The 22,132-nt window shown below is 49.4% G+C and carries 14 protein-coding genes; 1 reads left to right on the top strand and 13 read right to left on the bottom strand.

Annotated elements, in window-relative coordinates; genetic code table 11:
* Positions 1 to 131: 131 nt before the first annotated feature.
* The 8 genes from TY10_RS31230 to nagZ all read right to left on the bottom strand — a co-directional run bounded on the left by TY10_RS31230 (position 132) and on the right by nagZ (position 15,639).
* Complete coding sequence (locus tag TY10_RS31230; protein ID WP_238327416.1) at positions 132 to 2,681, bottom strand: carbohydrate-binding protein; 2,550 nt, start codon at positions 2,679 to 2,681, stop codon at positions 132 to 134.
* Between the two features lie 179 nt (positions 2,682 to 2,860).
* On the bottom strand, positions 2,861 to 3,937 hold the full coding sequence (rsgA, locus tag TY10_RS02495; RefSeq protein ID WP_042160230.1) for a ribosome small subunit-dependent GTPase A: 1,077 nt from the start codon (positions 3,935 to 3,937) through the stop codon (positions 2,861 to 2,863).
* Positions 3,938 to 4,261: 324 nt separating this feature from the next.
* Entirely contained in the window at positions 4,262 to 7,384 is a 3,123-nt protein-coding gene (locus tag TY10_RS02490) for a carbohydrate-binding protein (RefSeq protein WP_042160229.1), read from the bottom strand.
* Positions 7,385 to 8,001: 617 nt separating this feature from the next.
* The gene (locus TY10_RS02485; protein WP_042160227.1) at positions 8,002 to 8,820 is read right to left on the bottom strand and encodes an SDR family oxidoreductase; all 819 of its coding nucleotides are present in this window, start codon (positions 8,818 to 8,820) and stop codon (positions 8,002 to 8,004) included.
* A 239-nt stretch (positions 8,821 to 9,059) separates the two neighbouring features.
* The gene (locus tag TY10_RS02480; RefSeq protein WP_042160225.1) at positions 9,060 to 9,638 is read right to left on the bottom strand and encodes a TetR/AcrR family transcriptional regulator; all 579 of its coding nucleotides are present in this window, start codon (positions 9,636 to 9,638) and stop codon (positions 9,060 to 9,062) included.
* A gap of 157 nt (positions 9,639 to 9,795) precedes the next feature.
* The gene (locus TY10_RS02475; protein ID WP_042160223.1) at positions 9,796 to 10,875 is read right to left on the bottom strand and encodes an AI-2E family transporter; all 1,080 of its coding nucleotides are present in this window, start codon (positions 10,873 to 10,875) and stop codon (positions 9,796 to 9,798) included.
* 1,754 nt (positions 10,876 to 12,629) lie between these two features.
* Positions 12,630 to 14,018: an FAD-dependent oxidoreductase gene (locus tag TY10_RS02465; RefSeq protein ID WP_042160218.1), complete on the bottom strand. Its 1,389-nt coding sequence runs from the start codon at positions 14,016 to 14,018 to the stop codon at positions 12,630 to 12,632.
* A 373-nt stretch (positions 14,019 to 14,391) separates the two neighbouring features.
* Positions 14,392 to 15,639 (bottom strand): beta-N-acetylhexosaminidase, encoded by a 1,248-nt coding sequence (nagZ, locus tag TY10_RS02460; protein ID WP_155985660.1) that lies wholly within the window; start codon positions 15,637 to 15,639, stop codon positions 14,392 to 14,394.
* A 266-nt stretch (positions 15,640 to 15,905) separates the two neighbouring features.
* On the opposite strand from nagZ, the gene TY10_RS02455 reads away from it, so the two are divergent.
* Entirely contained in the window at positions 15,906 to 16,841 is a 936-nt protein-coding gene (locus TY10_RS02455; protein ID WP_238327415.1) for an NAD(P)/FAD-dependent oxidoreductase, read from the top strand.
* Positions 16,842 to 16,900: 59 nt separating this feature from the next.
* Here TY10_RS02455 and TY10_RS02450 read toward each other — a convergent pair whose 3' ends face one another.
* From TY10_RS02450 to TY10_RS02430, 5 genes are all read right to left on the bottom strand, one after another.
* On the bottom strand, positions 16,901 to 17,818 hold the full coding sequence (locus TY10_RS02450) for a DMT family transporter (RefSeq protein ID WP_042160214.1): 918 nt from the start codon (positions 17,816 to 17,818) through the stop codon (positions 16,901 to 16,903).
* Positions 17,812 to 19,344, bottom strand: a complete 1,533-nt coding sequence (locus TY10_RS02445) for an HAL/PAL/TAL family ammonia-lyase (RefSeq protein WP_042160212.1) — start codon at positions 19,342 to 19,344, stop codon at positions 17,812 to 17,814. Before TY10_RS02445 ends, TY10_RS02450 begins: the two co-directional genes overlap by 7 nt.
* On the bottom strand, positions 19,337 to 20,455 hold the full coding sequence (locus tag TY10_RS02440; RefSeq protein WP_202903134.1) for a DUF917 domain-containing protein: 1,119 nt from the start codon (positions 20,453 to 20,455) through the stop codon (positions 19,337 to 19,339). The genes TY10_RS02445 and TY10_RS02440 overlap by 8 nt, the downstream gene beginning before the upstream one ends.
* Before the next feature lie 115 nt (positions 20,456 to 20,570).
* Positions 20,571 to 21,914 carry an LLM class flavin-dependent oxidoreductase gene (locus tag TY10_RS02435; protein ID WP_042160209.1) on the bottom strand — a complete coding sequence of 448 codons (1,344 nt, stop codon included), beginning with the start codon at positions 21,912 to 21,914 and terminating at the stop codon, positions 20,571 to 20,573.
* The gene (locus tag TY10_RS02430) at positions 21,911 to 22,132 is read right to left on the bottom strand and encodes a hypothetical protein (RefSeq protein ID WP_042160207.1); all 222 of its coding nucleotides are present in this window, start codon (positions 22,130 to 22,132) and stop codon (positions 21,911 to 21,913) included. The genes TY10_RS02435 and TY10_RS02430 overlap by 4 nt, the downstream gene beginning before the upstream one ends.

Genomic DNA, 22,132 nt, shown 5'->3' with positions numbered 1-22,132 from the left:
ATGATTTAGGCCGGAAACTGATTGTTTTCGGTACCAAAAAAAGCGGTTTCCATTCCTTATCGAAAGGAGAACCGCTTTTTTCAAGCTATGTTACTTGCCGATCGTATCTGGACACCTTTCTTGCAGACCTGTTATTGACTAACTTGAATTTGATCGAGATTAATGAGCCCGTTATCACCGGCATCGAATTTATACGTAATCGTATTGTTGCCCGCTGGCAGATTCAAGCTCTCCGACTTCGTTCCCCAGCTGTCCCAGTTAGCTAAAGCAGTCAGCGAGGTTTGTTTGATTTTGACACCGTTGACGTAGATACTTACCGTCCTTGTAATACCCGAGCCATTCGCGTAGCGAAGGACGGTATTATAGTTTCCGGCAGCCGATACATTCACCGTAAATACGGTAGATGCCCCTGACGATTCATAGCCGGCAACAAAACCGCTGCCATAGTAGCCAGCATGGTCATTCATTACTCTAGCCCCGCCAGCCAAGGTCGCATATTCCGCTTGATAAATGAAGGATACCGGCCCAGATGAAGCCGCGAATTCCATCCAGTTGAAGTTAAAGCCGCCAGTTGGCGCTTGAACCCGGAGAACCTGATAACCGGCTTGCAGGCTGACCGTCTGCGTGATCGTCTGGTAGGTTTGCCAGCCGCCCGTATTCGGAACCGCAACTGTCGCAAGCACCGAGCCGGCACCGTCAAGCAGCCGGATTTGACCTGTGCTGTTCGGACTCGCTACTCGCAGCGATACAGTATATGCGCTGCTGTTCTGCACTTGTACGCCGTAATCCAGCCAATCGTTATTATCAATCCATCCCGCATTCAAGCCGCCGCCAGCATCACCTGTCGGCTCCGTCTGAATGCCGAACATGCCGATATAGCTCTCGGCTTCGATTTTGCCTGGAATGGTTGCTCCGCTGGCCGATGGAGCGCTCACATGAATCCGATCCAGATTAACCGGGCCGCTGTCTCCAGCATCGAATACATAGGCAATCGTGTTGCTGCCGGCCTGAAGCTTCAATGTCTCGGCTTTCGTCCCCCAGCTGTTCCAATTCGACAAAGCCGCTAGCGCTGTCTGTTTGATTTTAACCCCGTTCACATAGACGCTTAACGACTTGGACGCCCCGGAACCATTGGCATAACGCAGCGTTACATCGTAATTGGCAAGTGCCGGAGCTTGTACAGTAAACCTCGTTGATGCGCCTTGAAATTCATAGCCTGCTACAAAGCCAGTGCCGGTGTAGCCGGTATGATCATTCATTACCTTCGCTCCCCCTGACAGGACTGCTAGCTCGGCTTCATATTCATTGCTTTGCTCTCCTGTAGCAGTCGAAGGGGATAGAGTAATTGAATATGCATCCATCGCATAAAGCCATGGAATCGTAATTTGAATGGACTGGTTCGTTACTGCAGCATCGAATACTTGCACAACATCAGGCGCAGTGACAGGATCAACATTATGAATACGGGATACGGTTACCCGTACCTTGCCATTCGCGCCAACCAGATAGGATGCCGTGTTTAATTGATTGATGCTGACATCCACATTGCCAATATAGCCGCCTTTGTTGCCCAGCAAAATTCGGGCGGATTGCTGAGACGCATCCTTGCTGGCTACCCCGTCAATTTTCGCCGAAGGTACAGTAGCAACGAGTGTTCCTGTCATATCCGCGTAGCTTTTATACGTCCACCACTGCCCCTTCTTTTGCGAATCCGGTGTAAGTATATCGTCGAGCAGCCCTTGGTCGCAGCAATGATCCCAGATGGCATGATTAGCACCGAGAACGCCGGATTTCTCTAAGCGCGCCAAATACCATGCGGTGTAGCCTGCATTTTGCTCCCCTGGCCAGATGTATTCACCGATGGTAAAGCCATCGATAGACGTAATGTTTTTAGTGTTCAGCAAGTTTTGCGCGGTTTGAACATCAGCGACAGGGTCGACGCTGAAATGCCAGTCTAGTATATCTGGCAGCACGTTGTTGTTTTTCGCATAGTCCAGCCAATTGCTCAACTGGGTCGCGTTAAAGCCGCCGTATCCGGGGCCAACGATGACTGCGTTGGGATCAAGGGAGCGAATAAGCTGGACGCTCCGCTTCCACATCTCGAAATATTGCGCTTCCGATCTTGGCCAGAAATAGGCGCCATCGGGCTCATTCCAGATGTCGTATCTGGCATTCGTCATATTATTGGCGATTTTATCATTCACAAGCTGAGTGATGAATTGGTTCCAGGATGTCCAGCTGCCATTATCGCCTGGAAATATCGGATCATTATTGTTCGGAATCGTCCTGCCATCTGAGCCCCAAATATCGCTGATGAGAATCTGATAGGTCGCTCCAAGCGCATTCACCCGGTTGTACTGATTTTTGACAGAATTAAATCTCGGCAAATAGCCATTATAGCCGCCTACTGCCCATGCGCCGCCGCTCAGTCCCGCTCCGCCTCCACGGAATAGCTGTGGCTTAAGATCAGAGAGCAGCGATCCGTTGGGAGCGCTTCCATTTTCACTCAGGCCATAGAGAAATCCTGTCCCCCGGTAGGTAGGCGCTCCTAATGTCTGGCTCATGTCGATCGATACCGACTCTGCTGCCGCCTGTACAGGCGGGGCAACAAACAACGATGGAACAAGCATTCCGATCGTGAGAACTGCCGCCACCGCCTTCTTCGTTTTGTTGCGAATCATTGCTTTCAAACTCGATCACTCCTCATCATTTGATTGTAGACAATTTCAGTGTATCGAAATGAAAGCGCTTTATATATTCTAATTATTTAAAAAAGGTGGACGAAATTAAGCTCGTTTTATTATAAATATCAACCTAAGAAAGCTCCCGCATCGCGGGAGCCTCATAACGGTGCGGAATCTTACCGCTCTTTTTTCCGCTTTTTCATTTGCTTGGAGAACGCTTTGGAAGCTTGCCATTTCTCATACAAATGACGGTTTTTGACTTTGTTAAAGGCAGACTCTTTCAACAGCTTTCTATATTTGGCCAGCCGATCAGGTGTCAACTTGCCTTCCTCCAGTGCGAGCTGGACGGCGCAGCCCGTCTCCTGTTCATGCCGGCAGTCCTTAAATTTGCATTGCAGCTGCAGCTCTTCCAGGTCGGCAAATTGCTCCGATACGGATCCTGCCGCATCCGCAATCCCAACCTCCCGCAGCCCTGGCGTATCCAAATACAAGCCGCCGCCTGGAAGGACGATCATTTGACGGTGTACGGTTGTATGACGCCCCTTGTCATCGCCAGCCCGGACTTCTGAGGTCTCCATCACCGCTTCACCGAACAATGCATTCACCAGACTTGATTTCCCTACACCAGATGAGCCAAGAGCGATGACTGTTTTCCCCTTTCCGAAGTACGGATGCAATTGCTCCATCCCTGTCATTTCTTGAGCACTAACGGTGTAGATCGGAATACCGGGACACACCGCTTCGCAAATGATCGCTTGGCTGTCTGGATCAGCGCATAAATCCGCCTTCGTCAGTACAATGGCAATAGCTGCTCCGCTTTCCCTTGCCATAATGACATACCGCTCTAAGCGGGTAAGATTGAAGTCCCGATTGAGCGCCATGCAAATAAATACGGTATCGAAGTTAGCCGCTAATACCTGCAATTCGCTTTTGTCAAAGTTATTCCTGCGGTAAAACATCGTCTTGCGGGGCAGCAGCTCGTGAATAACCGCTCGATCCTTCTCTTCAGACACTTTCACCCGCACGTAGTCGCCTACTACAGGAAAGCCTCCCGCTGCACCATTAGCAAAAAGATACCTGCCAGACAGATGCGAAATGATTTCGCCGTGAACCGTGGCTGCTTGATAGTAGTTTTTATGCTGGGCAATGATTCTTGCCGGCTCCAAATGCGTCTGCACCTCCGGCAAATCTTTGAGGGCGCTGTTACCTTCATTTTCCGTATATCCGTATTGCACCAATAAGTTTTCCTTCACTGTTTCGATCAAGCTCCTTCGCCTGTTTGTTTGATGAGTACGACAAAAATGAGCCCGGGACATTCCGCATGCCCAGACTCTACGCGCTGTTAAAACAGACATAGAAAAGCCCGGACTATGCTGCCCGGGCTCATCGTCGCTCGAAAATTACGTTCAAAAATCCGATCGATGGAATGAGAGGCAGCTGTCAACGTTATCTAACAATCCAAGTTTAAAGTTTGTCATTGTGACCAGCTCCCTTCATTCATTAGTGAAGTCATCATAGCATTTAATTCCTTATCTGTCTACTCGTTGTTTATCTGGTCGACTAACAATGCGTCTTCCTTAACTAATTTCAATATAATCAATGTTACAGCATGAATGCGAACCGTTTACCGTCTTATCCGCACTGTCAATTTGGAATTTCACACTGCCGCTGACAGGTACATTTACCGTTAATGTACGATAGTTAGTCCAGCTCGCTGTAGCAGGAAAGACAACGGTCTGAGTTTTGCTGCCATTGACGTACAGACTGGCTTGTTTGGCCGATGAATTGCCATTCGAATAACGGATCGATAATATGCTTCCTGAGATGACAGGTGTAACATTTACGTAATCGCCAATATTGTCAAAGTAGCCGATGTTGTGCCCGTTAGATGCAGAACCGAGATTTTCAATCACAACGCCGTTTAATGCCGCATTTTCTGCCTCGTACCTGGTTGCTTTTTTAAAGGTGAACCAGTCTATGCTGCCAAAGCCGATCCCGCTGCCCTTGGCGACAAGGAATAAATGATGAACACCAGAAGCACCCGATACGTCTGTTGTTTGAGTTTGAAACGAAGTCCAGCCGCCTGTATCACTAAAGGTGAAAGTACCGATCAGCGGCCCCGTCTTGCTGTCCAATCTCAACTCGATTTGTTTGCCGGCATAACCCGGATCAACAGCTGCACTAGCTTGAAATTGATTCAGCTCTCCGTTACCAAAATCAATATTGTTATAACTAATCCAGTCTCCCTCATCAATCCAGCCTAGATAGGCTCCTGTACCGCCGTTGCCGGCCTGAACACCTTGTGAGGTGCTGTAATATTCAGCTTGGATTGTGGAGTTCGCGGTTGTTGAGAATGTAAACCAATCCACATTGGCAACCCCGCTGTCTTTCGGAACCAGGAACAGATCATGCACACCGCTTGCCCCCGATATGGACGCCGTCTGCGTCGTAAACGTATTCCAGCCTCCCGTATTGCTAATCGTAATTGTACCGATTAATGTTCCTGTTATGCTGTCCAGCCGCAATTCAAGCTGTTTGCCGGCATTGGCAGGGTCTACAGCGGCACTTACATGGAACCCATTAAGTGCATTGCCCGTGCCGAAGTCGATATTGTCGTATCGGAGCCAATCTCCGCTATCGAGCGACCCCACATAGGAGCCAGTACCCCCGCTATCGGTTTGAGTTCCTTGTTCTGCACTGTGACCTTCAGCTTGGATAATCGATGTTGCTGACGTTGGGATGACTACTGGTGTCAAATTTGCACCTAACCACCCGCCAGCAGCATTCCCCGCATTAATGATCGTATTGCGCAGCAAGTCATAGCCGGCTGGCTTATTCGTCGCACTAATCGAATTGTTAATAGAAGTATTCGTTGAATTGCCCGATATATCCAAGAGCAAATCGCCAGGGCTCCAAAAAATGTTATTCGTTGCAGTAAGATAGGCCGTCGCCAAATCGAAATAGAGTGAAACCCCTTTGTTTAAAGGACTCGTCCCTACATTCTGATCCCATAAATTGTCCGCTCCTGCTGCCCAAGTATAGAGAGCACCCCCATCATGCATGGATTCCATATAATTGTCGAGGATATTGTATTGAATTAGATTATCACCGGAATGCAAATAAGGAATATTTGAAAATTCATCATATGGCCTGTGTACAGCCACCTCTGTCCATCTGGCTTGATAGATCGCCTGATTGTTCCCATACGAGTCGGTAGTGTCTATCACAGAAGGATTATTCATTTGAAAATGCGGCATGCCGACAATCGAGACGCTGGCATACGGGCTGTCATGAAAATAATTGTACCTCACTGTATTATGATTGCTGCCGTATATCGATAAAGGTCCGGAATGCATGTAGTCTAGCCCCATATCATGGATATGATTGCGTTCGATGATATGATTTTTATTTACATCTACGTCCCCGGGGCCGTATCCCGTGATCTGGATGCCTCCCGAAGAGGAATACGCGATCTCATTGCCGGTTAACGTGACATTTTGTGCATAGTGATCAAGTGCAATGCCTTGCGAACCGGAGTACGCAATAAGATTGCTGTCCATGACAATATGGCTTACGCCCTGCATATAGATCATGGCATCCGGGTTCTCGGCGTTCCGTACCAGCCAATCCGGATTATATTGATCCTCCGGTGTACGATCTGAATACATGAAGTGAAGATTCCGGAATTCCACATACTCAACTTGGTGAGCCCAGTTCTGCGCTTCCTCATCCCCTTGCAAGCGTACAATTTCGTTTAACTTGGACGCAAAGACAGTCTTCCCGCTCATTGTGCCATCCGTTGGCCAGTAGTACACTTTTCCGGCAGCGGAGTCGACCACCCATTCCCCTGCTTGATCAAGAACCGGAAGCGCATTGCGCAAATTATAGTAGCCGCCATCCAGCGAGAGCATATCGGCATATTGCACCGGAGCCTTGCTTTGAAGCTTGGCCGTATTGTTAGCCGGATTAACAGAATCGATCGGCGCTACAATATTCCACCACCATGCTGTTGTCATGGCAATCTCAGCATCTCTGTTGCCCGGTACATGGTTAAGAACTCCTGACGGAAAAGTAATGGATCTGCCGGACGGACTTGGGCTGCCGGCTGCCGTAAGACGCGGCCACGCCGTCCAGTCCGGACTTTGTACCGTCTTCGCCACAGGCTGGCTAACCTTATTAACAAACATGGAGTGAAACCTCCAGCCCGGCGAAATATCGGCCACAAATACATGACCGCGAGCCGAAGCGGGGAGACCCGCTGGATAAGGGCTGCCCAGCAAGCTCCACCCTGTTATTTCCTGTTTGCCTGTAATGACTGCAGTTTCCCCTGGATATGACTGATAGACAATTGGCGAGCCTGCGCTGCCCGAATCTTCGGGCGTTAACGTAAATGTCGCAGACTGATTATACTCTCCGCCTCTTAAATAGACGGTAACCCCTCCAGCCGGAAGACCGCTGGCCGTTTTCAAAGCTCGAATCGCAGATTGTGCTCCAGTAAGGGTAGCAAAAGGCTGAGACAATGTGCCTGGATTCGAATCATTCCCATCTGCCGCCACATAGTATGTGGTGCCAGAGCTTGCCTGCACTTGCCCTGCATAGGAAGCTAATGAGCCTGTAACTGTGAAAACAATTAATAATAATGCGAGTGACAACCTCTTGATTGGGTGTGCCAATCCCTGATGAAAGAAGCTTGCTGTCATTTCGATTCCTCCTATATTTTATTTTCTATTTCCCCTGCCTGGAAACAAATACGGAATACTTCGATATTCCACCCCCTAATTGAAAGCGCATTCAAAAATATTGAAATGAAACGTTCGAAGCTCACCCCCTTCACCGGTTTGCAAGAACTTCAAAGCGGAGCAGCTCTTAAACCAAGCAAGATAACCTGATAGAAAAGCTGCCTGAAATAGCATTAAAGAGCACTTATATTCACAAAAATATAAGCCTTAATCAGTTTTGGTCTGTTAGAGTTGAACGAAAAATAGGAAGGTTGGCATTCATTTGCAGCAAGAATCGTACAAGCATTGGTTAAGATGCTATCCCGCCGGAAACCAGTTGAGGTAAACTCATGATGTAGGAGTGTTGGGAGAGGTAATTTCATATTTAAATGCTACACAATGAGGATTGGAAAATACATGAACAGAACAATAAAAACATGATCTATTCTTCATCATGATGGCAATATTAAATTACGGCGTCAGAGAGAAATGAACAAAGTTTAGACAAGATGATTTATTCTACACGACTATTCCAAAGAAATTGCAACTGCAAAAACCTCCCTTCCGCAATCGGAAAGGAGGTAGGTATTGTTAAAGCCTTAGTTGTAATTAGCCGCTATTGTCTCCAAGTAATCTTCGATCGGCATCGAATTGCGCAGCGCTACCAGCCCGTTGCTTGCCTCGCCAACAAGCGTCCTGAATTTCTGGCTTTCTCCCGTGGCTAGGGACGCGATCGCATCTACAATGATCTGAGGATCATCCTGCGGTTTGTTCAGCGATTGGCTGAAGCTTTCCTTCACCTTATCAGTAATCGTATCGTAATCCGTAATTTCTCCGTCCTTGCTCCATACGATGCTGCTGTTGAAGCTGTTGCCGGAAGAACCGCCTTGTTCCACCAGTCGAAGCTCAATGTTCAACGGCTTCAGTTCATAATACAGCCCTTCGATTAAGCCTTCCAGCGCAAACTTCGACATGTTGTACAACGAGCCGATCGGCACCGCTGTCGTCAGTCCCATTAACGAGCTAATATTTATAAACATGCCGCCTTGCCGCGAACGAAAATGAGGCAGGAACGATCGGATAACATTAATGGGCCCTCTAACATTAACCGCGAACTGCCAATCAATCGCTGCCTCTTCCGCCAGCTCTAGCGCTCCATATGCGCCCATTCCAGCATTGTTAACGACTACATCAATCTGGCCAAAAGCTTGAATCGCATCAGCAACGGCTGTTTTTACTTGAGCTGTATCCGTCACATCCAGCTTGAATAGTTTAATGTTATCGTACTCCAGCAGTTCCTCTTCCTTCTCGGGGGATCGCATCGTTGCTGCTACATTCCACCCTTGTTTTGCAAAATGGATTGCTGTCAATTTGCCCAGTCCGCTGCTTGTGCCTGTAATAAAAATCGTTTTGTTCATTTTCTTTTCCTCCTCGTATGATTGCATAATGGATGATTGAATAATTAAAGGATTAGACGGAATTGAATGACTGAAATGCATCGGATAGTTAAATCCGCCCTCACACCCAACTTAGATCGAATGTTCATTCTAATTTAATAAAAGAAAAAATCCGCATTCTATTGCAGTCCTTTCGTTAGTGCGAGCGAATGCAGCAGCGGAGCCGCAGAAGGCGGCAGAGCAGGTACATGCGAAGCACATTATCGGCTTACTGCTTTCCAGCTGGAATCAATCACGCTCTGAATCGTTTTTTCATTTAAGTTGAAATGGCCCTCGAGATGCCCCTTCACCAAATAAACAATTGAACCATAATTCATCTGAACCATCTGTTCCGGCTCCATATCCATCATCAGCCCTTGACCGATTGCTTCAGCGTACAGCTTAGCTAACGGTCCGCACCAGCCCCCTTCATATGCTTCTTGTTTAGAAGAATCATAAATATAGGGCGAGAACGAATATTGCTCAATAAATTGGAAGCCTAGCGGATAGGTCATGCACAGCTCGAATACTTTTTTCCACGCACGCTCAAAACGAATCCGTATCGGTTCGTCCGTATCGAGTCCGCTCGTAACAAACTCCCCGTTAAACTTTACGATTCCCTTGTACAGCTCGTTTATAATATCTTCCTTGCTGGAAAAATAATGATAAATGCTGCCCGTCGACACGCCGGATTGTTTGGCGATAAGCGCCATTGACGTAGCCTGAAGCTCTTTCTCATTGATGATTTGCAGCGTGGTCTGCAGTACCGCTTGCTGCACTTTATTGTATTTTTCAAACATGGGTGCACCTCCTTGCCTTAGATTCAACAAAAACAAAGTTTGTATCGAACGTTCATTCTAATCATAATGATCACATCGCCTGTTGTCAAGGCTATGTGTGTAGCGCAGTGAATACTGCGTTGGAAATCTGTCTGCGCTTCCATTTCCCATGCTGCTTTTAAATGGTTTGCCAGCGCCATTTGATATACAGGCGATATATTTTTCCAGCGATGATCTTAATGATCATATAGACGGGAATAATGAGTAAAATGCCAAGCATACCTGCCAGATCGCCGCCGACAAGTACGAGTATGATCGTCGTCAGCGGATGAATGTCCAACTGCTTCCGGTAAACATAAGGTGCAATCAGATTATCTTGAATTTGCTGTGCCACGAAAATAACGACAAGCGACCAGATTGCGATGGATGGCGACTCGATAAAACCAATAATAACGATCGGAATCATCGAAAGAAACGAGCCGATAAACGGGATAAAGTTTAAAATAACGGCCACGGCAGTAAGCAGCAGCGCATACGGTAATCCGATTAGCAGAAATCCGGGATACATGAGCACGCCAAGCGCTAAGTTGATGAGCACTTTCCCCACGATAAAACCGCTCAGCGAATGGTCGATTTCCATCACGACCTCCGCCGTATCTTGCTGAAATCGGGTCGGCATAAGAGCGATGATACGGTCGCTGAACTTCCCGCTGTCTTTTAGCATATAGAACAAAATGATCGGGAAAATCGCAATAACAATGGCAATACTCGAAATGACGGTGACTGCGTTGGATATATAATTGGTGACAAAGGTAAAGCCCTTGTTCAAATAATCTGTCAGTTGCGAAAGCGGATTTCCCCCTTCAGGAAACCATCTGGCCCATACACCATTTTGCTCGATTTCCTGCAGCTGTTTGCTCAAGGCAGCGAATAAATCAGGTGCATCTTCGACCAAAGTAAGCAATTGACTGCGCAGCGATGGCCATATAATGATAGCAAAACCAACGAAAATTAACGCAATCATTGCATAAATTATAATAACGGCAAGCGTTCGCTTCAGCTTTCTCCGCTCCATCCAATTGACCAGCGGCCGGAGCAAATAATAAAAGAATACCGACAGCATTAAAGGCACGGTCATAATCGTTATAAATGACGCAATCGGCTTGAACAGAAAATCTACTAATGATCCCACATAAATGATAGCCAGTACGAGCAGAACGGCAACGCTTATTTTAATAAAAGCATTCAGCTTTTCCATATGCTTTCCCCTTTGTCCGGCAATTTGTTTAGCATATGTACCCTCTTTCTCCTGGTCTGAATCAGGGGGAAGATCGGTAAGTGCAGAGCTGCTGCCGCCAACCTCAACCCTTAACTAAGTAATTTCGTCGCTAGACGAAACTACTTCATCGAAATGTTACTGGTCGTGGCGCAAACTGGTGCGATTTATGGGCGGCAAGTAAGAGGTAACCCGTCACTTTTTGCTGCAACGAAGCTGATTCGCTATTTTGCGAAGCAATATTCGCTGTAATGGCCTCGAACGCTAAGTAATTTGCCAATAGCGAAGCAAATTTCGCTACTCGTGAACCTTGATTCTCCAACTGCGAAATTTGCTTCGCTCAGCAGCTGAGGCCAGTCTCGACTTACTGCTCCAGCGAAGTTAGGTTCGCTAATTTGCGAACCTGCTTCGCTGAGCACTGCAACTAACCTCTCCTCACTGCTACAGCGAACTTTGCTTCGCTAATTTGCGAACCTGCTTCGCTCGGCACTGCAACTCCCCCTCCCCTCCGTGCTCCAGCGAAGTTAGGTTCGCTAATTTGCGAACTTGCTTCGCTAAGCACTGCAACTAACCTCTCCTCACTGCTCCGGCGAACTTTACTTCGCTAAATTGCGAAGCTGCTTCGCTCTACGCTGAAGCAAACCTTCATTTTGTTGCTTTTGCAGAGAACACTGCTAAAAATTGCTAAAAACTTAACCGTAGCCCCATGTATTTCGCTACTCAGCGAAACTGTTTCAACATAAAGGTTACTGGTCGAGGTGCAAACTGATGCGGTATAAGAGGTAAGTCGAGGTAACAGTCACTTTTTGCTGCAACGAAGCTGCTTCGCTATTTTGCGAAGCAATATTCGCTGGAACGGCCAGGCAGGCCTGTCAATATCCGAATAGCGAAGTGTTTTTCGCTACTCGTGAACCTAGGTTCTCCAACTGCGAAATTTGCTTCGCTCGGCTGATAAGGCCAATCCCAACCTACTTCTACAGCGAACTTGCTTCGCTAAGCACTGCAACTAACCTTTCCTCACTGTTACAGCGAACTTAGCTTCGCAATTTACGAACTTTGCTTCGCTCGGCACTGCAACTAACCTCCCCTCCGTAATCCGGCGAACTTTGCTTCGCTAATTTACGAACCTGCTTCGCTAAGCACTGCAACTAACCTGTCATCGTGCTCCGGCGAACTTTACTTCGCTAAATTGCGAAGCTGCTTCGCTCTACGCTGAAGCAAACCTTCATTTTGTTGCTTTTGCAGAGAACACTGCTCAAATATTGCTAATAAATTCAACCGTAGCCCCATGTATTTCGCTACACAGCGAAACTGCTTCAACATAAATGTTACTGGTGGAGGCGCAAACTGATGCGGTATAAGAGGTAAGTCGAGGTAACAGGTCACTTTTTGCTGCAACGAAGCTGCTTCGCTATTTTGCGAAGCAATATTCGCTGGAACGGCCAGGCAGACCTGTTAATATCCGAATAGCGAAGTGTTTTTCGCTACTCGTGAACCTAGGTTCTCCAACTGCGAAATTTGCTTCGCTCGGCTGCTGAGACCAATCTCAACTTACTTCTCCAGCGAAGTTAGGTTCGCTAAATTACGAACCTGCTTCGCTCTACACTGTAACCCCCCCTACCTGCCCGCAACCACTGTTACCTTCAATAAAAAGGAAGGCCCTCTATTGAACCAGAGAGCCTTCCTGAGCCTTCCTTCCTTTCAACCAAGCCTTCCGTAAGACTTACTCATTTTCCTCAAGCAACCTCTACCTTAGCAGGTTGAACCGGCTGAGCTTGTTGCACCTGCAGATGAGCCATTGCCGCAAGGCCTGCCGTATTGAGCAGATTCCACGGTTTGTTGTAATGCGGCTGGAAGAAAAAGTCGACGAAAGCAAGCTCCTGAACGGTCATCCGGTTATGGATACAGACCGACAACGTATTGGCCGCCTGAGTCATGTCCGCTCGCGACATAATTTGTGCTCCGACAATTCTGCCATCATTTTCAAAAACAAGTTTAACCATGACGTCTTCATATGTTGGCATAAATTCAGGACGGTTGTTTTCATGGATTGTGATTGTTTTCACATTCAAACCTGCAGCAAGTGCAGCAGCCTCGGTCATGCCCGTCGAAGCGATATTCCAGTCAAACAGCTTAATTGCCGACGTGCCTTGCGTACCTTGGTATCGAACGGTCGGAGTCAACAAATTCATACCAACGAGTGTACCCATTCGTACTGCATTGGTTGCTAGCGGAATGTAAGCTGCTTTTCCTGTCGGGTTGTATCGAACAGCACAGCTGTCGCCTGCCGCCATAACATCGGGATTGCTTGTGCGCATGTAGTCGTCAACCAAAATTGCGCCTCCGGGAAGCATATCGACCTGACCTTTCAGCAAATCTGTTCCTGGACGGAAGCCGATGCACAATACTACCATATCCGTATCGAAGGTGCCGTTTGTCGTCAATACTTTAGTAACTTTTCCCTCTTCGCCCTCAAACCCCTTCACCGTTCTGCCAAGCGCCAGCTGCACTCCGCGCTCCTGCAGCTCTTGGCCTGCCAGATCCGTAAATTCGCGGTCCAGATACTTCGCCATCACGCTTTCCATATTATCGATCAGCGTCACTTCCTTGCCTTGATCGCGGAACGCTTCTACGAGCTCAATGCCGATATAACCGGCTCCAATGACGGTAATACGCTGAGCATCATTCGCCCGGGCAATAATGTCACGAGCATGCCCGTAGTTTTTGCAAAGCTGTATGTTGCCAAGGTCCATGCCTTCCATCTGCGGAATTATCGGCCACGAGCCTGTTGTCATAACGAGTTTGTCATAATTGTCTTCAACCAGTTCACCCGTCTCCAGGTTGCGTGCTTTCAGTGTCTTGGCTTCTACATCTATAGCGAGCACATCATGGCGCATCCGGGTAAGAACACCCAGCTCAGCCAATTCTTCCGGGTTGCTATAGAACAATCCCCCAGCATCCTTGACGACTCCGCCTACATGAAGCGCAATGCCGCACGACAGAAACGAAATATTGTCATTGCGTTCGTAAACAGTAATTTGTGCTTGCGGATATTGTACGGCGATATTTTTGACAGCGGCGGTTCCTGCGTGTGTGCATCCAATTACAGCAATTTTCAATGTCATGATAATAGCCTCCTATTATGTGAAATAAATCACAATCTAGTTTGAAAAAAATGTCCGCGCCCGCTTCCAAGTTAACGTATGCCTTGCTTGCACTATCACTTAGGACAACGTATATCGGTACCTGCCCTACCGTTGCTTGCTACATAAAGCCAATCAACCGGACGTTCCTTCTTGCGGGTGGGAACACTGCTTCAAATGTTATGTGAATTTAATCACAATGTTTTGATGTCTTTATCTTACACGGTACGAGTGTTTCTTGCAAGATGTCCGGCAAACAATTTCGCAATTGTCTGACTATTTGTGAATAAATGGTGACGCAGCGGGATGCAAGCTATGAGAAACGCCCGCCTAGAGCTACGCATTCGCTCCAAGCTTACAGCCGCTTGATCCACGCCTCGATCTGCGCATTCAGATCCTTCAAATCCGGAACGGGAACGGTCTCATCATTCAGCTTATAACGCTGCTTCAGTGATAAAATGCGGCGAACGCTTTTATCGATTCGCTCCATAGAGACCTTGTTCTCCTGTATGCTTTTCAGAATCGAATCACGTACCTGAAGCGCATTATCGTAGCCATGAGCAATCAGCACGATATCACTCCCCGCTTGGACGGAATCGAGCGCGGCTTCAGCGAGTCCATAGTTTTTCGTAATAGCACCCATCGTCAGATCATCGGTCATGACGACGCCGTCATACCCCATCTTCCCTCTGAGCACATCCCCAATAATGGCGGCGGAAATGGAAGCCGGCTTGTCGGGGTCCAGATGCGGATACAAAATATGCGCCACCATAATAGCATCCGTCTTCTGCTCAATTGCCGCTTCGAAAGGCAGCCATTCCAGCTTGGCAAGCTCCTCCCTTGTCTTGTTGACGATCGGCAGCTCCAGATGAGAGTCTACAGACGTATCACCATGGCCTGGAAAATGCTTAACGACCGGTATAATCCCGTTCTCGCGAATGCCCTTCATTTCCGCTACACCCATTCGGCTTACGAGATCAGCTGTAGATCCAAACGACCGGGTACCGATAATCGGATTCGCAGGATTGCTGTTCACGTCCAGTACGGGGGCAAAATTCATATTAAAGCCCGTCAGCTTCAGCTCCTCAGCGAGCAGCTTGCCCATCTCCTCAGCCAAAGCAGGATTATTCGTTGCGCCTACCTTTTTATTGGAGGGAATTGCGGTGAACGACTTCGGCATCCGGCTAACTTTGCCGCCCTCCTGATCCACGCTGATCAGCAAAGGGATGGCGTTTCCGGCATTGGCCTGCTTTAGCGCATTAACCAAAGCTACCATGCCTTGCAAATCCGCAATATTCGAGCCGTATAAAATAATGCCGCCGATCCGCTCTTCTTTAATCATCCGGCTCGCTTCTGAATCGATTTCTTTGCCGTCAACTCCGGCAATAATCATCTGGCCAACCTTATCTTCCAGCGACATGGCAGCGATCTGCTGATCTAACGGATCCGGCTCGGCTGCCGTTGCCGTCGGGCTCGGCTGCGCTTCATTAGCCTGCGGGCGAGAGCAGCTTTGCATAAGCAGCATACATGCTCCTATCAGCAAAATAACGCCAAGCTTGCCCATCCGGCGAAGCGAATGTCTGTAAAACCGTAATTGATTCATGAGCCTATCTCCTCATCTCTATAGATTGTACTAGTATGATTATTGAAAGGCCCATTCATACCCGTTCGGTCTATTAAGATGGTATTCGATACGGATCCTCGAAACCCTATCGCAGCGACGCAAACATTGACAGCTATCTATCGATAGGGTAACTTTATATACATAAATATATAAAATATGTACTTATTGAAGGAGAATGTTGCGTGACCACTGAACAACCAGATACATTCAAAGATATTACTATTATCGGCGGGGGCCCGGCGGGCATGTTTGCCGCTTTTTACGGAGGCATGCGTCAAGCAAGTGTTAAAATTATAGACAGTATGCCAGAGCTTGGCGGCCAATTAACTGCACTTTATCCGGAAAAGAACATTTATGACGTTGCCGGCTTTCCTCAAGTGACTGCCCAGCAGCTGGTGGATCAATTAAAGCAGCAAATGAACTATTTTCCGGTACAAGTATGTTTAGATGAGAAGGTGCTGCAAGTTATTAAGAAGGACGAGCGCCATTTCGAGATTGTTACGGATAAAGAGACTCATTACAGCCGGTCTGTTATCATTACCGGAGGTGTCGGGGCATTCGAGCCGCGCCGTCTGGATCTGCCTAATGTGAAGCAATATGAGCGTACGAACCTGTATTATTTCGTCAACAACCTTGAATCTTTCACAGGTAAAAGCGTAGTCATTAACGGCGGCGGAGATTCGGCTGTCGATTGGGCGCTCATGCTGGAACCTGTAGCGAAGGAAGTGACGCTGATCCATAGAAGGGACAAGTTCCGCGCTCATGAGCATAGCGTAGAGAAGCTTTTCAATTCGAAGGTCAATATCGTAACGCCAGCTGAGATTACAGCGCTTCATGGTGACGAGGGGATCGAGAGCCTGACCGTTACATTCAATCAAACGAACGAAACAAGGGAAATTAATTGCGACGCGCTAATCGTCAATTTTGGATTCATCTCTTCACTTGGTCCTATTCTGGAATGGGGACTGGACATTCAGAACGGCTCGATCGTTGTCGATACGCGGATGGAGACGAGCATACCGGGGATTTTTGCAGCTGGCGACATTACGACTTATCCTGGAAAATTGAAGCTGATTGCCGTCGGATTCGGCGAGGCGCCAACGGCTATCAACAATGCCAAAGTATACTTGGATCCTAGCGCGAAGCTCTCACCTGGACATAGCAGCAATATGAAACGCTAATAGATGAACAACAAAAAAACAGTGAGATACACCTTCTATCTCACTGTTCCTCTCTTCATTCACTCTTCTGCAAGTGCCGCCCCCTGCTCTATCGGCTGTCTGCGCAGTATTGATCGGCTGGATATATAGACGCCTGCAAGTACGAGCAACCCTCCCGCCAACTGAACACCGCGAATCGGCTCACCCAAAATATAATGTCCGGCCACAAGCGAGATGATCGGCGGAATATTCATAAACATGGCAGCAGTCCCTGGACCTGTCGATGCCACGCCCCTCGTCCATAACAGACCAGAATACATCGTAATCGCCCCTAACAGCAGCAGCAGTCCCGCCGTAACCCCATTAAACGTCATATCATTTCGTCCCAGAACTGCTTCTCCCGCAGCTAAAGGTGCCATCAGCATAATGCCAATTGGACTTGCATACAGATTCATCGCCCGATTCGTCATCGTGCGGGCAAGCAGCGGCGTGAACAGCATGCCGACGGTCATCCCTAACATAGCGAGGAGCAGAAGGAGATCACCCAGCGACACTTGGAAGGAAGAAGTATCGTGCAAGCCGATAATAACGACAACCCCCGCAATGCCAAGCACGCCGCCAGCGATTTTCCCTCCAGTCATCCGCACACCCAGAAACACTCTCTCCAGCACGACAGCCACAAGCGGTGCAGCCGCATAAATTAATGATGCATTGGCAACTGAAGACAACTGCAGGCCTAAATAGTACAGAGGCTGTTGAATGAACAAACCGAATAGTGAGGAGACAAGCAGCAGCAGCCACTCCTTGCGAGTCGGCCAACGCAATCCTCCATTCCCGAATAACAGTGTAAGCGTGAATAGAGATGTAATAATCATCCGGCAAAAGGATAAAAAAACCGGTGAAAACGACTGCAGCAAATAGCCGCTGATCACATAGCTGAAGCCCCAGAATATCGCAACACCGCAAAGTCCGATCATGACCCGATCAGGCTTTACCATGCTTCGGCCCCCTCCAGAAGGCGTCCCTCCTTAACTACATGGTAGGCGCGGTCGATGTCCACCGATATATCCCGGTCTGCACCGAGAAACGGAATTTCGTCCCGGATCGCCCGGTAAACGGCCTTCGTCCTCCTTCCGAGCCTCAAATCTCCGTGCAGATCAATCGCTTGCGCAGCATGTAGTGCTTCAATCGCGATAATATACCGCAGCCGGTCAATAATTTCTCTTGTCTTCATCACGACGAATGGCGCATTCACGGCATGATCTTCGATATCGCCAGCCAACGCGTAATAGTCGGTCGATGCCGGGTTGATCAGATGACGGATTTCCGCATCCAGCGAGGTGATAGTTTTCTGAGCCGTGCAATAACCGATTGAGCGCTCCTCATCCGCAGTCAAAAACCGCGACAACCCGGTAAACGCCGGTGTTCCCAGCTTGATCGTCCGATAGCAGGCGCTTTTCGACAGGTGATGCAGCGCACTGCCCAGCATTTCGAAGCCAAGTATCCAGGTAATGGAATCAAAGTTTGCACAGGAGACAATTTTCCGCTCCTCCAGCAGCACGCAAGGATTATCCTCCGAGCTATTCAAGTGAAGCTCCAACTGCCCCTTCGTATAGCCCAACGCATCATAGGCGGCCCCATGAATCTGGCAAGCATCACGGAAGCTGAGCGGGTCTTGAAGACTCTCGGTACTTGCATTCTCCCACAAGCTGCTGCCAAGAAGCGCCGCTCTGACACGACTGGCGCTCCGCAGCTGTCCCGGATAGGGACGTGCCCGATGAACAGCTTCCTCCAGCGGACTTACATTTCCGCGGATCGCTTCCAGCGAAAGTGCGTATACCCGATCGGCCGTTTCGAGCAGCGCTTCGCACTCCTGCAGCGCAAGCGCGCCAAGCCCGGCAGACAAAGCATTGGAGGAGACGATCGCCAGGCCGTCCTTGGGACCGAGAGCAAGCGGCGCAAGTCCAGCCTGCCGGAGCGCTTCACCTGCTGCCATCCTTTTGCCGGACCACTCTACTTCTCCCTCCCCGATCATCGCTAGCCCAATATGGGAGATGGTCGTAATGTCAGCAGCACCAACTGATCCGCGCAGCGGCAGCTTCGGATGAATTCCCTGATTCAGAAATTCCGCATACCGCTCCGCGACAGCTGGCTCAATACCGGAATGGCCGGGGAGCAGCGTGTTCAGTCTGGCCAGCATGACAGCCCTCGTCTCCGCAACGGAAGCGTAAGGCCCTACTCCTGCGCTATGGGATAGAATCAAATTTCGATTAAAGCGCTCAAAAAACGTCTTTCCGATTACCTTATCCTTGTTCCAGCCGACTCCACGGTTTAGCCCATAGATCGGAATATCCTGCTCCGCAAGCTCGAACACCAGCTTGCGGGAGGCCTCAAGCCGGTACCGCGCCGTCTCATCGATCCGCACGGCACGCCCCTTAACGGCTACCTCATACAACTGCTCCACAGTCAGCGATCCGCCGTCCAGCACGAGCGGATCGCTCAGCACCTCCACACGTTCAAGCATGGGCAGATGCAACTGCCGCCGGCTCTTCCTCCAGCGCATACTTCAACAATTCAATGCCAAGCGCTTTCTCTACTTCCGGGTATACCGACGGGTCCTTTACGCTGGAGCTAAGCGGTAAAAGCGATTTGTCGATGACAAAAACACCGATCCGCTGTCCCTTCTCGATATGGCCAACGCTGACGGGAAGGCCAGTGTCGAGATTGAAGGTTGTAATGACGTCAGGAAAGGTACTCACCCTCGTTCCCTCATGGTCTTCTACCGCCATATATTCATTCATGATGTGCAGCTTCAGCTTCTTCTTGCCTGTCCCTATCTCAATGGTGCCGATGTCGAATGCTCCGGAATAGCTTACGTTCTTCTTGACCATCTTGCCTTTGCCAACGAACCTTCCGCCTGTCTTGCGGCGAATCGTCTTCAGCACCTGTTCCGGCCCTTCCGGCTCCGCTGCGATAATAGCCCTGCCAAGCTCTATCGCAATGGAGACACCGCCAAGAGCCGCATGCTCCTTCACATATTTTGCAGGCAGCGGATGACGTGCAGCAGCAATAAAACCGCCTGCCATATCGGATGCCGTACGAAGGATGTTCGATGTGCGCGCCGGCGTTCCTTTTACAGTAAGCTCAATGTAGGAACCAAGCTCCGGCTTGCCCCCGGCAACCGCCTGAATCGTCTCGAAGTCTGTGCGGGAAGCAAGCCCAAGCGAGCCCATCTTTCCGGTCGGATGTGCCCGGATATCTCCCGTCGCATCCACGACAACCAATCCTAGTGCAGCAGCCGGAAGCCATCCGTTGATCGAGCTCGACATGCCGTTTTGCGGCGTCATGACGCCAGCTATTTTACCGTCATATTGTTCAATCAGCAGTTGGACCGCCCGCACATAATCCTTGCCAAGCATCTGCCAATCTGTACCTGCAGGCGCGCCAATCGCTGTACAAGTGACGATAATTGCATCGTCCGGCAGCTCATCCGCTGACACCAGCTTGGGCCTTCCCAGCGCTACCGCCGCATGGCCGATCTCTAAGCCGTGCTCTACCCATCCGCCGCCTCCGGATGCAAAAACCGAGCCGCCCTTAACGGCAGCAATCACATCTTCTTTCGTTAATTCACGCATCATAAGCCTCCTGTGTGTATGAATGGGAATATGAAAAATAGTGCAAACACGGGACAAAAAGCACGCTGGAGCTGGGAAGCCCCGGCGTGCTCTTCTTTGCTGCTGTTCTGCCTGCTTAACCGACTGGCGCTGAGGCAAAGCTGTTCTGCGGACGCTTGAATCCAAGCGTATCGCGCAGCGTTCCCTCCGGGTATTCCGTACGGAACAGACCCCGGCGCTGCAGCTCCGGCACGACCAGATTGACAAAGTCATCAATTCCTGCCGGCAGATGCGGGAAGCCGATGATGAATCCGTCAGCAGCTCCGTTCGTAAACCACTGCTCCAATTCATCGGCAATCTGTTCCGGCGTGCCTGCAATCGCGCGGTTGTTGATTCGCTTATACAGCTGGCGGATCGTCAGCTGCGGCTCTGCCTCCAAAACATCAATGATCCGCTTCAGCCCGCTTTTGCTTTGATTAAAGCCTTCCAGCTCCGGAGTGAAAGGCAGCGGCTCATCCAGCGGGAAGCCGGAAATATCCCGGCCCAAATAGTGCGACAACAGATCCAGCCCAAGCCGTTCGGGCGTCAGCTCCTCGACCTCTGCCAGCAGCGCCTTCGCCTCTTCTTCCGTCGAGGCGATGACCGGCATGAAGAACGGCAATATTTTCAGCTCATCCGGCTTGCGTCCGTATTTGGCCAATCGGCCTTTCAGGTCACTGTACAACGCCTGACCATCCTCCAACGTCCCCTTCGGGGCAAACACCACTTCGGCTGTTGCAGCCGCTACTTCCTTCCCAGCTTCCGAAGCGCCTGCTTGAATGAGCACCGGATAGCCTTGCGGAGGACGACTGACGTTCAATGGGCCGCGAATGTTGAAGAACTTCCCTTTGAAGTCCACATTATGCAGCTTATCCTTATCGGCAAACACACCGCTTTCCTTGTCGAGCGTCAAGGCATCGTCTTCCCAGCTGTCCCACAGCCCTTGCGTTGCGTCGACGAATTCACGGGCCCGTTCATAACGGGTCTCATGCTGCAGATGCTTCTCCTGACTAAAGTTGCGGGCCTCCTCATCCGTCTGGGATGTAACGATATTCCAAGCCGCGCGGCCGCCGCTCAAATGATCAAGCGAAGCCAGCTTGCGGGCAATATGATATGGTTCGTTGTAAGTGGTAGAAATTGTCGCTGCCAAGCCAATATGCTTCGTAGCGGCAGCGAGCGCTGACAGCAGCGTAAACGGCTCGGGACGAATGCTGTTGGCCTGAGCGATGCCGGACTCGAAACGGTCCCAGACATACAGCTCATCGGCGTAGAAGAACATATCGAATTTTCCGCGCTCCGCCGTCTGCACAATCTCTTTGTAATGGTCAAAATTCAGCGATCCTGCTGCATTTGACTTCGGATGCCTCCAACTGGAGATATGCTCTCCCGTTGGAAAAAACATCATCGCTCCCAGCGACAGCTGGCGTTTCGTTTGGCTCATTGGACTGGCTCCTCCTCTTCCTTACTTCTGTTATTGTAGATCGACAGCAGCCGATCCCCGATGGGTTGTTCATTGTGAAGCCATTCGTCCACTCGAAGCTTTATAACGCTGCGTTCGCTGCCGGTATCTAGTACTTGTGAGCTAGAGTTAGAAATAGAGGCAGCGGCAGGCGATGTTTGTTGAATATTCAGTCGTCCCGCTTCTGATGGAATGGACAT

The sequence above is a fragment of the Paenibacillus gorillae genome (assembly GCF_000513275.1).
In the GTDB taxonomy this organism is placed as follows: Bacteria; Bacillota; Bacilli; order Paenibacillales; family Paenibacillaceae; genus Pristimantibacillus; species Pristimantibacillus gorillae.
The sequence above is the reverse complement of the archived record's forward strand: the minus strand, read 5'-3'. Positions and strand labels throughout refer to the sequence as shown.

Coding starts and splice junctions, on each gene's coding strand:
- TY10_RS02445 (WP_042160212.1), bottom strand. CDS start 19,344: ATGCTTGAACGTGTGGAGGTGCTGAGCGATCCGCTCGTGCTGGACGGC.
- TY10_RS02440 (WP_202903134.1), bottom strand. CDS start 20,455: ATGCGTGAATTAACGAAAGAAGATGTGATTGCTGCCGTTAAGGGCGGC.
- TY10_RS02450 (WP_042160214.1), bottom strand. CDS start 17,818: ATGGTAAAGCCTGATCGGGTCATGATCGGACTTTGCGGTGTTGCGATA.
- TY10_RS02455 (WP_238327415.1), top strand. CDS start 15,906: ATGTTTGCCGCTTTTTACGGAGGCATGCGTCAAGCAAGTGTTAAAATT.
- TY10_RS02465 (WP_042160218.1), bottom strand. CDS start 14,018: ATGACATTGAAAATTGCTGTAATTGGATGCACACACGCAGGAACCGCC.
- TY10_RS02490 (WP_042160229.1), bottom strand. CDS start 7,384: ATGACAGCAAGCTTCTTTCATCAGGGATTGGCACACCCAATCAAGAGG.
- TY10_RS02475 (WP_042160223.1), bottom strand. CDS start 10,875: ATGGAAAAGCTGAATGCTTTTATTAAAATAAGCGTTGCCGTTCTGCTC.
- TY10_RS02430 (WP_042160207.1), bottom strand. CDS start 22,132: ATGTCCATTCCATCAGAAGCGGGACGACTGAATATTCAACAAACATCG.
- TY10_RS31230 (WP_238327416.1), bottom strand. CDS start 2,681: ATGATTCGCAACAAAACGAAGAAGGCGGTGGCGGCAGTTCTCACGATC.
- TY10_RS02435 (WP_042160209.1), bottom strand. CDS start 21,914: ATGAGCCAAACGAAACGCCAGCTGTCGCTGGGAGCGATGATGTTTTTT.
- nagZ (WP_155985660.1), bottom strand. CDS start 15,639: ATGAATCAATTACGGTTTTACAGACATTCGCTTCGCCGGATGGGCAAG.
- TY10_RS02480 (WP_042160225.1), bottom strand. CDS start 9,638: ATGTTTGAAAAATACAATAAAGTGCAGCAAGCGGTACTGCAGACCACG.
- TY10_RS02485 (WP_042160227.1), bottom strand. CDS start 8,820: ATGAACAAAACGATTTTTATTACAGGCACAAGCAGCGGACTGGGCAAA.